The organism is Enterococcus sp. 2G9_DIV0600 (genome assembly GCF_002140615.1).
In the GTDB taxonomy this organism is placed as follows: Bacteria; Bacillota; Bacilli; order Lactobacillales; family Enterococcaceae; genus Enterococcus_D; species Enterococcus_D innesii.
This window is the reverse complement of record NZ_NGLL01000001.1, coordinates 1,078,312-1,092,318: the sequence shown is the minus strand read 5'-3', so window position 1 is coordinate 1,092,318 and position 14,007 is coordinate 1,078,312. Positions and strand designations below refer to the sequence as shown.

At 44.6% G+C, this 14,007-nt stretch carries 10 protein-coding genes; all 10 read right to left on the bottom strand.

The genetic code is table 11. The features are described 5' to 3' along the window. Positions 1-13: 13 nt before the first annotated feature. Complete coding sequence (locus tag A5870_RS05205; RefSeq protein ID WP_086292034.1) at positions 14-1,498, bottom strand: response regulator transcription factor; 1,485 nt, start codon at positions 1,496-1,498, stop codon at positions 14-16. Further along, positions 1,491-3,239: a sensor histidine kinase gene (locus A5870_RS05200; protein ID WP_086293393.1), complete on the bottom strand. Its 1,749-nt coding sequence runs from the start codon at positions 3,237-3,239 to the stop codon at positions 1,491-1,493. The genes A5870_RS05205 and A5870_RS05200 overlap by 8 nt, the downstream gene beginning before the upstream one ends. Further along, on the bottom strand, positions 3,232-3,852 hold the full coding sequence (locus tag A5870_RS05195) for a DUF624 domain-containing protein (protein ID WP_086292033.1): 621 nt from the start codon (positions 3,850-3,852) through the stop codon (positions 3,232-3,234). Before A5870_RS05195 ends, A5870_RS05200 begins: the two co-directional genes overlap by 8 nt. Positions 3,853-4,126: 274 nt before the next feature. Beyond that, complete coding sequence (locus A5870_RS05190; protein WP_086292032.1) at positions 4,127-5,596, bottom strand: ABC transporter substrate-binding protein; 1,470 nt, start codon at positions 5,594-5,596, stop codon at positions 4,127-4,129. Positions 5,597-5,623: 27 nt separating this feature from the next. Next, the gene (locus tag A5870_RS05185; protein WP_086292031.1) at positions 5,624-6,544 is read right to left on the bottom strand and encodes a carbohydrate ABC transporter permease; all 921 of its coding nucleotides are present in this window, start codon (positions 6,542-6,544) and stop codon (positions 5,624-5,626) included. A gap of 13 nt (positions 6,545-6,557) precedes the next feature. Continuing rightward, complete coding sequence (locus tag A5870_RS05180) at positions 6,558-7,439, bottom strand: ABC transporter permease (RefSeq protein WP_086292030.1); 882 nt, start codon at positions 7,437-7,439, stop codon at positions 6,558-6,560. Between the two features lie 240 nt (positions 7,440-7,679). Then, the gene (locus A5870_RS05175) at positions 7,680-9,071 is read right to left on the bottom strand and encodes a glycoside hydrolase family 1 protein (protein ID WP_086292029.1); all 1,392 of its coding nucleotides are present in this window, start codon (positions 9,069-9,071) and stop codon (positions 7,680-7,682) included. Further along, a complete protein-coding gene (locus tag A5870_RS05170) occupies positions 9,064-9,939 on the bottom strand; it encodes an ROK family protein (protein WP_086292028.1) in 876 nt (291 codons plus the stop codon). Before A5870_RS05170 ends, A5870_RS05175 begins: the two co-directional genes overlap by 8 nt. Before the next feature lie 3 nt (positions 9,940-9,942). Then, complete coding sequence (locus tag A5870_RS05165; protein ID WP_086292027.1) at positions 9,943-12,621, bottom strand: alpha-mannosidase; 2,679 nt, start codon at positions 12,619-12,621, stop codon at positions 9,943-9,945. 73 nt (positions 12,622-12,694) lie between these two features. After that, the gene (locus A5870_RS05160) at positions 12,695-13,984 is read right to left on the bottom strand and encodes a glycoside hydrolase family 125 protein (protein WP_086292026.1); all 1,290 of its coding nucleotides are present in this window, start codon (positions 13,982-13,984) and stop codon (positions 12,695-12,697) included. Positions 13,985-14,007: the final 23 nt, after the last annotated feature.

Sequence of the window (14,007 nt, the reverse complement as noted above, 5' to 3'; positions counted from 1 at the left end):
AAGAAATCTAAATTCAATCAAGGGATTCATAATGCTGTTCATAGGCATCGCGAAACTCTTTGGGGGTCAGACCATTCAATTTCTTAAACATTTTGGAAAAATAGTTGGTATTGTTGTAACCGATGCGATCCCCGATCTCACTGATCGTGGCTTTCGAATGAAGCAGCAGCTGCTGGGCTTGCTTGATTCGCACCAGATTGACGTACTGATTAAAACTCATTTCCGTTTCTTTCTTGAAGAGCTGTCCCAAATAAACGACGCTGACGTGCAGTTCTTCTGCCGCTGATTTGACCGTCAAATCATGGGTATAACCTTCTTCGATCAGCTGAATCGTCTTTTGAACGATCTCTGAATAACGTTTTTGCGGCGGCTGTGATTTCGCCAATTCCAGCACATCATCAAAGAGTTGCCGCAAATCTGCCAATGTATTGGACTCGCGGATTCGTGCTAAAATCTGCTCATGGTTTTCTTGGGAAAGCACCGGCAGTTGCCGATAAATATCATTGAACAATAAAAAAGAAACATAACGAACATGCTCAGGGTCTGCTTGGGTTTGTTCCAAAATAGCGAACATTTTATCCAACTCATGTTGGATCGTTTTAACATCCCCGATGGTCAGTGCTTTGTTAAAAGATAGAAACGGTAGTTCTTCGTTTCGCTCTAATATATCCACGTGGATCGTCTGTTCTTGTAAAAACAGATCTGGATAGAAGGCTTGCAGCGATTGAACCTGTTTGATTTTTTCATAGGCTTTATACAAATTCTCCCACTCGTTGATGGTTTCGCTCATGATCAACTGCCAGTCTTTACTATCAAGCTGCTGGGCCAGTGCTTTTAGGTCAGCGTTGATTTGTTGTCTTGGTCCGGCTGCGGTAATGATCACTTGGTTTTCATCTAATCGCCCTGGTAAGATCAATGGCTGATCGTGTTGCTGAAAAAACGTCGTGATTTTTTGTAAGATCTCGGCAGTCCCATTGAACTGCAAAACGGTAAAGGGTGCTGCAAGCGGTACCCGCTGTTGCGCCAGCAAATGGAGGTACTCGCTTTCGTTCAATTCATCATTCAACCAAAGTAGGAGGCTTGATTCTTGGTACAGTTCTTTTTCTGCCAACAGTTTTTGCTGCTCCTCTAACTCAGCTGCAATCGCTTGAACACTGCTACGCAGTTCTTCTTTGTTAACAGGTTTGACCAGATAATTACGCACACCTAACGCCATGCCTTGTTTGACAAAGGCAAACTCTTGATACCCTGAGAGAATGATCGAGAAGAATCGATTCCCAAACGCTTGCGCTTGGCGGATCATATCGATGCCGTTCATTTCTGGCATCCGAATATCCGTGATCAGCAAATCAACGGAATGTTCTTGTAGATACTCGAGAGCCTCACTAGCACTTTTCGCTGTATGCACCACCTCAAAGCCCAGCTCTTGCCAAGGCAAGATCATCTGCAGCCCTTGCAAGATCATGTATTCATCGTCAACGAACATTGCTTTATACATCTGCCTCATGCCTCCTTTGCAAACTTTTCTCATCTAAGCGGATCTTGACCGTAAACCCAGCAGCTGCTTGAGACGTAACATCCATTTGGTAGGCGCCGTTGAACATCCCCCGCAACCGTTCGTGAACATTTTTGATCCCGATCGAGGTTTGTGCTCCGATCTCCTGATTTTGCAGTTCTTCATGAATCATCGCTAACTGCTGCGGATCTGCGCCTTTGCCATTGTCTTTGACTTCAATCACGATCTGATCGGCTTCTTTATAAGCTTTGATACTGATGGCGTTATCATTACGCTGATAATCGATACCGTGAACAAAATAGTTTTCGACAAGCGGCTGCAGTGTGAACTTCGGCAATTCCAACTGTTCTAATGTCGGATCGATAGTTACATGATAGGCGATCTTATCTGGGTAGCGCATCTGAAACAAGTAGACATATTTTTCACAAAAATCGATTTCTTCTTTTAAGGTCTTCGTCTTTTCTTGCGTCGTATTGTTCCGTAGCAGTGCCGAAAAGGCATAGACGACATCTGCCAGTTCTTCTTGGTTGCGGCTCAAGGCATACATTCGAATGTATTCCAAGGTGTTATAGAGAAAATGCGGATTGATCTGGGCTTGCAATGCCCGCATGTCGGCATCCCGTTGTTTGATCTCCAGTGTGTAAATATCTTTGATGTACTCGTTGATACTGTAGGTCATTTGATTGATGGCTTCTGCGATTTCTTTCAGTTCTTGTTGGACATTGACGGTATCGATCCGTTTGTCAAAATTCCCTTGGCTGACTTCTTTCGTCGCATAGACGATCTGCTCTACTTGCGATGTATAGCGCTTAAAGGTGCGATGAAGCACCCATAGGACCAACAAGAGAATCCCGATTCCAAAACTAAAGATCCAAATGGCGCTGGAAAAAATATCCCGCCAAATCACCCTTTTTGACAGCAAAACCAGGGACACTTCTCCGCTGACAGTGGTTTGTTTTTTGATATAAAAGTCTTTCGAAAGAGTGTCGTGAATGGTTCCGTGCGCAACCGCCTGATCAATTTTGGCTAAAGTTTCCTTGCTGAGGTTCGTGGCATCCTTGTAAAGGCGCTGACCATTTGAGGTATACAAAAAACTGTTGATTCCATGAACTTGGTTGTCTTCTTGTCGATTGGCTAAAACATCGTCTGAACGAAAGATCACGTAGACTTGGCCTAAGGGCTGGGCATAATTACTTGGTTGGGCGATCGAACGAACAAAAAACAGACGATTTTTTAAATCAATCTGTTTGCCGCTGTGTTTTTCTCCGTAAGGTGTATCCGGCGTTGCCACTAGTGTCTCATTGCTTTCATCCAATTGAATGATGATCTCTTCGATACTAGGATGATTACGAATCAAACGATAGAGAATATTTGGTAAGTAAACACTTTGTCCCGTCTGGCGAAAAATATCATTACTATAGGAAAAATAATCTGGCAATGAAAGCTGCAAATAGTTGCGTAAAGATTCAAAGGCGGTATCTGAGCTGGTAAATTCGCCAAGTACCGTTGAAACAACGGTATTTTGGTCTTGTACATAAGCATCCAGCTGCATGCTTGTGCTCTCCACTAAACGTTCACTCGTAGTAAAACGATCCGCTCCGGTATAAGCGGTCAGGACCAGCATAATAATGATGGAGATGATCACCAAGAGCACACTGTACAGCTGCATCAACTGATTGATCAAAAAATCATGTTTGAACAAACGAAAACGCCACTTAGTCATGTGCCAAATCCCGATCAATGACGTTTTTTTCCTGACTGATCGCCACATGGCACCATAAAATCAGTAAGCTGAATGTTCCAAAGAGCAAGAGCCCTTTCATCATCCAAGTAAAAACTAGAATACTAGCGATCCCAACCAGCAATTTTAGAAAGGTCGCCATATGAAGAAACAGACACACAAAGGACAATTTCAGGTTATTCCACAAGGAAATCTCATAGGACGTGTCAAAAACCACACTTAACAGGTACAGTAAAACACTCAATCCACTGACAACAACTAAAACAAAAGAGATCATCAGCCAAATCAAGCCTTGGATCTGGGTAGCTAAATACAAGTTATACACTAAGAACCCTGTCAGTAGGAAGAAAAGATAAAACTGCTTATTGGCTTTGACAAAGACGCTGCGCCAAATGCGCCATGCACTACGAAAGCTTTGATTCTCATAATTCAGGCCATCTTCGTGGATCAAAGCACTGATGGTATGAAACGCTGGGCCGATCCCTAAGATTCCACCACCGGCAAGCGTCAAGACGACAAAAAACAAATTCAACTTCACGATCGCCCAAATCAAGCGAAAGCCCTTGACCAACCCGCTATTTGCTGTTTCTTCCATTTAAAATTCCTCCCTTATTTGTTCCCTACCGAAAATGTAGCATGATTCCAGCTTCCTACTCAAGCTACCTGAGAATCTTTTAATGCTATGTACGTTTTAGATGCAACATGCTTGAGATTTAAAAGCGAAAAAATAAAAGTTGCGTTTTTTGAACAAAATCCCTCTATTCACTTAAAAGAAAAAGCAGCCAGAAGCTAGACGTGGGAACCATTGGTCCTGATGCGTTTAGCCTCCGGCTTGCTTGATCTATTGATTTGTGAGAACCACCTGTTGCTTATTCTTGGCTTGCGCGGTACTCATCAAATTGTTTTTGCATTTCATCGCGGACCTTCTCCCAGCCAGCGGTTTTTAATTCTTCGTTTAGTTTCGGAACATTTTCTTCTGGATCGATCGTTCCGGTTGCTAAACTTGCTTTGTAACGGTTCATGACATTGGCGATATTCGTGATTTCTGTTTTCACATTATCAGTCTTGAAGTTGAACCCTAAGATTGGTGATGCTTCCGCGTTAGCAATGTTTTCATCACGCTCTTTGATCATATCGTCTGTGATGGATTCTTGTGTGTAAAGGATCATGTTGTTCCCAGTGTTCCAAGCAGCCATCCGGGTATTTGGCAAGTAGCCATCAAGGAGACGGATTTTGTTGTCTTGGCCTTCGATTTTTTCCCATGCTTCACCTTCGACACCCCAAACCAATCCATTCAACAATTCAGGATCGCTGTTCAACAAGCCCAACACTTCCACTGCTTTTTCTTTGTTTTTCGAAACATTCGCTACGACAAAGTTTGCCATTTGCGCTTGTCCGGTTGATTTTAATTGTTTCGTGATTGGACGTGAAACCAATTCATGACCTGCGGCATTGCTTAAGATCGTATCGCCGTAATCCATTGGTCCTTGAGTTTCTTCACGCATGAACCATGTGTTGCCTTCTAATGGGTAACCAGTTGTATTGGTGGCTGCATCGGTTGGGATCAAGCCTTCGTTGTACCATTTGTGCATCAATTTCAAGTTTTCCATTTGTTCATCATCTTCGTATTGATTGATGATCTTCGTTGTATCGCCATCCAATTTGACAGCAAATGGGTAATCTTTCCCAATCACATAATCATAGTTTCCAGAAACATTAAAGGTTTGTCCGATCGCAAACGGTGCGATGTTTGGTTCTTCTTCTTTAAACTTCTTCAACACGTCTTCGGCATCTGCATAAGATTCGATCCCGCTGATATCCAAATCATATTTGTCTAAATATTGTTTATTGAAGGTCAAGACTTGTTGGGCATAAATATTGCCATTGACTGGAAAGGCATATAATTTTCCGTCGATCGTATTGCCTTTGATATAAGATTCGTCTAATTGATCATACGCTTCTTTGGCATATTTTGGTGCTAACTCCGTCAAATCTGCATACGCGCCTTTTTGCGCATTCGCAACGTAATTTGAGGCAAAGGAAATATCGTAGTTTTCACCCGATGAAATGATGGTGCTCATTTTTTGATCCCAGTCTCCCCAGCCGATGTACTGCAGATCGATACGAGCGTTGGTTTTTTCTTCAATGCGTTTATTGGCGATCTCCATCAATTGATCAAAGTTTTCTGGCTTGTCCCCGACTTGATACATCAATAAAGTCGTTACGCCGTCTGCATTGTTTTCTGAATCGGATGTTGCGCCGTTCGACCCACAGGCAGCCATTCCCAAAGTTGCCGCTGCGGCCATCCCAGCAAAAACTGTTTTTTTCCACAAATTCATTTTTGTTTCCTCCCTATACTTATTTGATTATTCTTTGACGCCACCAATTGTCAGACCACCGACAAAATACCGTTGGAAGAATGGATAGGTGATCGCAATCGGTAAGGTTGCAACAACAACGATTGCCATGCGAGCAGTTTCGCTTGGCAAAGCGGCCAAACCGCCTTGGATCTGGGCAGCCATGCCGGAGCTTTTGGCTAGATAGTCCAAGTTGCTTTGAATCCGCATCAAAAGTGCTTGTAACGGCACTAAAGAGTCTTTTTGAATATACAACAATGCATTGAACCAGTCGTTCCAATAGCCAAGAGCGGCAAATAGACTGATCGTCGCGATCCCTGGAACCGCTAAGGGCAACACGATGGATAGAAAAATCTTCATTTCGCTGGCACCGTCGATGCGCGCAGATTCTATAATACTATCTGGTACCGTCTTTTTAAAGAAGGTCCGCATAACGAGGATATTAAAAGGCCCTAAGGCAAGGGGTAAAATCAATGCCCAAATCGTATCTTTCAATTGGATCAAGTTGACCATCACTAAGTAATTGGCAACCATCCCTGGCGCAAACAACATGGTGATCAAAGCGAAGATCGTAAAGAACCGACGGAATGGAAAATTTGAGCGAGAGATGACATAGGCATAGAGCGAAGTCATCGTTGCATTGACGAAGGTACCAAAAACAGTGATAAAAATAGATACGCCAAATGCTTGGAAAATTTTGCTGCTCATTTGTCCGCTAAACAAATAGGTATACGCTGCGAAGGAAAATTCTTGTGGCCAAAAACGATAGCCGTTTTCTGCCAAAGAGGTTTCACTGGTCAATGAGATCGCGATCACAAAGAGAAACGGCAAGACACAGGAAATCGCGAACAAACCGATCACGATATTAAAAATCAGGTTGAACGTTGGGTTAAAGGAGCGGATCTCGACTTTCGTTACTTTTTTCTTCATTTATCCATCCTCCTTAGAATAATGCTGAATCTGGTTCTAGTTTACGAACAACCAAATTCGCTGTTAGTAATAATAATGCCCCAACCACTGATTGATAAAGGCCGGCAGCTGCGGTCATCCCGAAGTCGCCTGTGGCAGTCAGTCCATTATAAATGTACGTATCTAAAACGGAGGTGACTTGGTACAATGCCCCAGAGTTTCGTGGGACTTGATAGAAAAGTCCGAAGTCGGCACGGAAGATCCCACCGATATTCAAAATCAACAAGACGGAAATCATTGGAATCAGTTGTGGCAGTGTCACATTTTTGATCTGCTGCCATTTGCTGGCGCCATCGACCATCGCGGCTTCGTAATACGTCTGATCGATCCCGACCACTGACGCATAATAGATAATGCTGTTGTAGCCTAAGCTCTTCCAGACATTCATAATGACGAAAATAAACGGCCACCATTTCGGATCAGCATACCAGTTGATTCCTTCACCGCCCATACCCGTGATCCATTGGTTGATGATCCCTTTGTCTGGACTCAAAAAGGCATAGACAAAGTACGAAATAACCACCCAAGAAAGGAAGTACGGCAACAGTGACATCGTGTGATAAACTTTTACCAAACGCTTATTGCGTAGCTCACTCATTATAATGGCAAAGGCAATCGCAAAGAATAGGTTGAATGCTAAAAATACGATATTGTAGAGTAGCGTATTTCTAGTGATCAGCCAAGCATCATTGGATGCAAATAAAAATTTAAAGTTATCAAAGCCGACCCATGGGCTTTGTTTCAAACTGGCAAAAAAGCCGTCTGGTGAAATGTGGAAATCTTTGAACGCCACCACATTTGCGAATACAGGTATATAGAAAAAAAAGATAAACCAGACAACACCTGGCAAAGCCATCAATATTAACGCTTTGTATTGCCAGACATTCCTCCAAAACCCCTTTTTCTTCACATCTCATCATCTCCTTCATGCTACTAGAATAACGCTTTCATCCCTAAAAAATAAGGAACAAACTAAAGATAAAATGAAACAAATTAAAGGTCTTTGTTTATATTTTGTTTTTATTCTCTAAAAACCAGAAAAACGTCCTACCTTTTGCAAGATAGGACGCTTCATTGATCTGTTTTTTATGAATGATCAGTCGACAAAGCCGTTTTGTAGAATCACTTCGTGGAACCACTCACCAGACTTTTTGATGGTCCGTTTTTGGGTAGCCAAATCGACAGCAATAAACCCGTAACGATTTTTGAATTCATTCAGCCAAGACCAATTGTCCATGCAGGTCCACATGTGATACCCGCGGCACTGGCTGCCTTCTTGGATCGCTTGGTGAACATACCGCAAATGATCTTTGATAAAGGTGATGCGGTACTCATCTTGGATCTGACCGCTGGCATCGATAAAGCGTGTTTCATCTTCGACCCCCATGCCGTTTTCTGAAATATAACAGGGGATATTGCCATAGTTGTCTCGTAGGTTGATCAAGGTATCATAGATGCCTCGTTCATAGATCTCCCAGCCTCGATGGGGATTGATTTTCTTTTCTGGCCAATCATAAACATCGAAGTAATCTTCTGGCATTGGTGTGTCCGCTGTTTTGGCAGAACGCTTTTGCTGCACCCGCCTTGGCTGATAATAGTTGACCCCCAAGAGATCGACCGTGTTTTCTTTAATGATCTGTAAATCTTCGGCTCTGGTTTCTGGCATGATCGCCAACTCGTTTAAGACAGTGATCAATTCTTCCGGAAATGTGCCCTTGACGGCAGGATCTAAGAAGGAACGGTTGAAAAAGGCATCTGCCAGTTGCGCCGCTTGGCCATCTTTTTCGTCGTTCGGATCTTTCGGATAAGTCGGTGTCAAATTCAAGATGATGCCGATTTCGCCTGGTTGCTGAGACTGACGGAAGCGTTGGATCGCTAAGGCGCTGGCGAGTGCTTCATGGTAGCCAACTTGCATCGCGTGAGCCAAATTGATTTCTGCTGGGTAATGCTGCTGATACAAATACCCCATCTCCACTGGCACGATCGGTTCATTTTGCGTGAACCAATGGCGGACTTGATCACCGAACAATTCAAAACACAAAGCGGCATAATCTGCAAATGCTGTGACAGTCTCGCGATTGAGCCAGCCGCCTTCTTTTTGCAGTGCCATCGGCATATCAAAATGATACAAATTGATGAAAGGCTCGATGCCATTTTCGATCAAAGTGGCGAAGTACTCGCGATAAAATGCCACCGCTTGTTGATTGACCGCCCCTCTTCCTTCTGGCAGCAAGCGACTCCACTGGATCGAGGTTCGAAAAGAATTAAAGCCGATCTCTTTCATCAACGCCACATCTTCTGGGTAACGCTGCAGCAGTTGGACGGTATCTTTGGGTCCCCGTTTTTGATAAAAACGTTCTGGCTCCGTTGCGTACCAATAGTCCCAAATCGAATCGCCTTTGCCATCATCGGCCATTCGTCCTTCAGTTTGTGGACCGCTGGCGGCGGCCCCCCACCAAAAATCTTTAGGAAAATGCAGGTTAGGCATGGGCAGTCACCTGCTCTTTGCCTAACAAGAGACAGCCGATGATGCCGCTTTTGTTCGGCAAGCCCCAAGTGACGATGTAGTCTTCCACTGGTGGTGTCTCCATATAGCCTGCTATTTGTTTCAGGAAGGCTTGTTGGATTTGAGCGAGTAAATGCGGCTGATTCATGACCCCACCGCCTAAAATGATTATCTCAGGTGCTAAAGTCAACGTGATATTGACCAGCGCTTGCCCTAGATAAAAGGCCTGCAACTCCCAAATCTCGTGATCTTGTGGCAAGTCTTGTCCTTTGATCCCCGTGCGTCCTTCCAAAGAAGGCCCTGCGGCTAATCCTTCCAGACAGTCGCCGTGATAGGGGCAAGTACCCGCATACGTATCTTCACTGTGGCGTTTGACATAGGTATGACCGATTTCTGGATGACCGATCCCTTCGAAAATCTTTCCTTCACGAACGACCCCGGCGCCAATGCCGGTTCCTACCGTCAAATAGACACAGCTGTCTTTGCCTTGCGCCGCCCCTTGGCGTAATTCTCCATAAGCGGCAGCATTGACATCTGTTGTCCAAGCAAATGCTGTCTCTGGGTAGCGCTTCTTTAACGCACCGAGAAAATCGAACTGCTGCCAGCCCTTTTTCGGCGTGGCTAGTATGTGGCCATAGGTCGCTTGGGTTGGATCGATCCCGATCGGACCAAAGGAACCGACCCCTAATGACACGAGATCGTAGGGATCGAAAAAGGCAAAGATCGCCGCTAACGTTTCCTCTGGTGTTGTCGTTGGGATCGACTCTTGGGCGATGATCGTCAGCTGATCATCGGCAACGGCACAAATCATTTTTGTGCCGCCGGCTTCAATTCCTCCGTAAACCATCATTTCTCACTCCTTTACTCCAATGGTACGAATTTCATATGGGCGTAATTGCTCATTGACGCTCGATGCTTGTTCTTCCTCTAAAAGATTCAACAGACAAAGTGCCGCCTGCTCTTTTTGCACGTGAAAGGCAGTGGCTTGATCCCCCAAATTATAGCCCCGCAAAACGATTTGTTGGTCTTGGCGATTGCGTTTTAAGGCGGTGATAGCTACCGTCGATCCATGAGCTTCCATGTATTGGTTGCTGCTGGCTAGCTTGCCTTGGTGCTTGTCGGTCTGGCTTGCCGTCCAAGGAACTTGGGCAGCTTGTGCTTGGCGATACGTTTCATAACGTTCTTCAGGAGCCCCATGACAGGCTACGCCGTATTCAAAGGTGTGGCTGCCTAAGCATTGCGCTTCTGGTGTTGGGAAGTAGCCCCAATCGCCTAGTTCTCCCGTACAGCGCAACAAGGTCAAGCAGATCTGATCCTTCACGATTTCATATTCGTTCAAACCAAAATTAGAAACCGTCATGCCACTAGTTTCATCATGCAAGTTGACAAAGGCGTGCTGATGCTGCGGATTTGTTGGGTTTTCCCAATGACTGGAAACCTGATTTGGCCGTTTTACGACTTCATAAATGCTGTCAGCTTCATGGAAATCCGTGGTGATCCCTGTTGGGAATAACACCCGCAGTCGGTGATCTTTGCTTTGGTTGTTGACGGTGGTTTTAAATGCCAGGCGGTTGCTGGTTCGTTCTAAGCGAATCTCCGTCTCGATCTTGAAAGCAACCAATTCTTGACTCCGCTGTGCCTTACGGAAACGGAAATCGACGACAGCTTTTTGTTCTTCTAACAAACGGTCATCTGCTGAAACAGGAATCTGTAATTCTTGCGTCAGTCGCACGACTCCCACCAGCGGATCGTTTTGTTCGATCGTCACGTGATGCGGAAATTGCGTCGATAAGATTGCTTGATCCCCTTCTGGTTGTTTGAAGATGTACTCATTGGCGATATCCCCCACATCCTCGAAAACCAGTAAATTACGATAGGTTTTTTGGGTTGCTTTGTCTGTAATCGTCAAGCTGCCGTTTTCAGTAATGACGGCTTCCAAATGTGCGTTGGCAAGTTTACGCCCTCCTTCTGAAACGATCGGTGCACTCTCTACAGGCGTAGCGGCTTTTTCCACTAAGGCAAAGGTCTGCCATGAAAATTCCGGCAACTGGTTTGCTTCTACTTGGACCGTGACAAAGCGTTTCATGAAAGGAATCCGAAAGGCATCTTTAGGCAATTCATAGTCAAAAAGCACCTCTTCTTCACTGATGATCGCAGCAACAGGGTTCCCCTGTTCATCGATCACCGAATATGAACCTTTTGGCTTCGCCAACAATTTGTGGTAAAGCTTGCTTGGCAATCCTTCACGGAATGTTTTACGCTCAAGTTCGATCACCACTTCCACTAAACCAGAACGGGTGCTGCCAGTGGTGTTGAAGACCACGAAGGGGCGACTCTCCTCAGGAAACTGGCTCGTGTCGATGGCGGCTACTAAATTTCGTAACGCTTCATCTGCCACGAACTTGCCGATTTCATTGGCTTTTTCAAAGCGCGGCATCATTTCTCGGTGTACTTCGTCCACTGAACAGCCACAGATGCTGTCGTGGGGATGATTTTGCATCAGGGTTTTCCACGCATGATCCAACATATCGTGAGGATAGCTGCCGCTTGCTTCATAAGCCATAGTTGCTAATGGCTCCGCAACATTTTCTAATTGGCGGGAAACCTTTGTATTCCATTGTTTTAGATAAACTCGGGAAGAGGCGGTATTGGCTAGAGTATACCAACCATCGGTTTCTTGACTGGTCAATTCACCTGTGACAGTTCCTAGGTCATTTGGCAGATCTGCTTGCACCGCTTCAAGGTATTCGGTAAAGCTGGCGTGCTTGAATTCATACTCTGGGAAAAGCTCGTTGGCTGTACGAATCGCTGCCGAAATGTCTTTTTGGACAGGTTGATGATCGACCCCATTCATCATTAAGTAATGATTGGTGGCACCAAACTTTTCTACATCTTGCAGTTTTTGTGTCCAAAAAGCTTTGGCTTCTGCTTTATCCACTGGAATCTCATTGCCATTGGAGTACCAGTTGGCAAAGAGTAGACCAAAGATTTGACTGCCATCTGGACCTTCCCAATGCATTTCAGAATATTGGGAAGTAAATTGATCATCGGGTAAAACTTCGTTGTCAAAGCCGATCGGTTTGACGCCACGCCCAAATGCAGCACTTTCAAGATTGGCTTGCAGCATCATTTGCGGGGTTTGCCCCATATTGCCGAAAGTATCTGGGAAATACCCCAACATAACGGGAGTGCCCCACTTTTTGCTTTCTGCCATTCCAATCAGCATATTACGGGTGTTTGATTCAGCACTGATCAAAAAGTCATCTTGCAAAATATAAAACGGACCGATCTGTAATTTTCCTTGTTGGATGGCCGCTTTGACCGCTTCGCGTTTTTCAGGTCGCACTTCTAAATAGTCATCCAAGATGATCGTCTGTCCATCTAGATGGAAGCTGTGGAACTCAGGGTCATTTTCAATTAATTCTAAAAGATCATCCATCAATTCAACTAGCCGCATGTGATGCTGTTCGTAAGGCATGTACCATTCCCGATCCCAGTGGCTGTGTGAGATGATATAAACTTGTTTCTTCATTGATTTTTACTCCTCGCTGTTTGCGTCATTGGACTGCTTTTTGTGTCACTCGAATGGTGGTGAGTAGTGTTGCTTATTTTTCCACTCGGATATCGAAATAATCCATGACCAATTCACAAAACATCATGTTCGCCCACGAGAACCATTCTCTCGTGTATTGCGAAGGATCATCGACATCGAACCCTTCATGCATCAAATTGGTACCCGCATCTGTCGCCACTAACTGATCCAAAATTCGTTTCTTTTCTTCTTTGTCAGTAGTAGTCATCCCTTCCATTGCCATGGCGATCGGCCACACATAATTTTCTGGCGTATGAGAGCTACCAATGCCTTTGGCGTATTTCCCTTCATAGAAATACGGATTTTCACTGCTTAACAACGTTTTACGAGTTTGAAGATAAAGGGGATCTTCCATACTGCCATACCCCAAGTAAGGAGCGGCGATCAAATTCGGCACATTGCTGTCATCCATCAGTGTGCTATTGCCGAATCCATCCACTTCATAGGCGTAAACTTCTTCGCCAGCTTGGTTTTTGGTCAACCCATGCTCTTTGATGCCCGCTTCGATGTCTGCTTGTAATTTTTTTGCTTGTGCCACGATCGCTGCATCTTCTAAAACCGTCGTAAAGATTTCTTGGATATAGCCTAAGACCACCACCGCAAACATATTGGAGGGAATCAAATAGCCGTATTTGCAGGCATCATCACTTGGTCGAAAGCCTGACCAAGTCAAGCCAACGGGTTTCACCGGTGCTCCTTTGCCGTCATGAGTCAAGGTATCTTCTTTTCGCCAGGTATCCCGTTCAAAGCGATACGTGGATTCCGCATGGTTTTGTTCTGTTACAAACACCTCCAAGGCTTTTTTGATGCCTGTTACAAAATCATCATTGAACTGATCTGTTCTGCCTGTGTTTTTATATAGCAGATAGGCCAGTTGGATCGGATAACACAAAGAATCGATCTCATATTTGCGTTCCCAGATCCAATCGTTCATTTCTGTATCGTCTGTTTGGTGGCCAGCACCATTGGCTGATTCGTTAAAGGCATTTGCATAAGGATCGATCGTAATATAGTAGAATTGCTTCTTGACTAACCCGCTGATCATGCTTGCTAAGTCTTCGTCTTCTTTGGCGATCACTAAATAGGGACGAACTTGCGCAGTGGAATCTCGCAGCCACATCGCTGGAATATCCCCCGTCAGTAAAAAGGTCGTGCCATCCTCATGACGTTTGACCGTCGTTAATAGTGTATTGGCAAAAGCTGCGTTAAAATTTTTCGCCCAATCGGCATGCGTTTCTCCGCATAGATCCGTAATCGTTTCCATAAATGTTGCTACTGAAGTTGGTATTTCTTTATAAACCATTCCATCACCTTCCCTGATTTGAT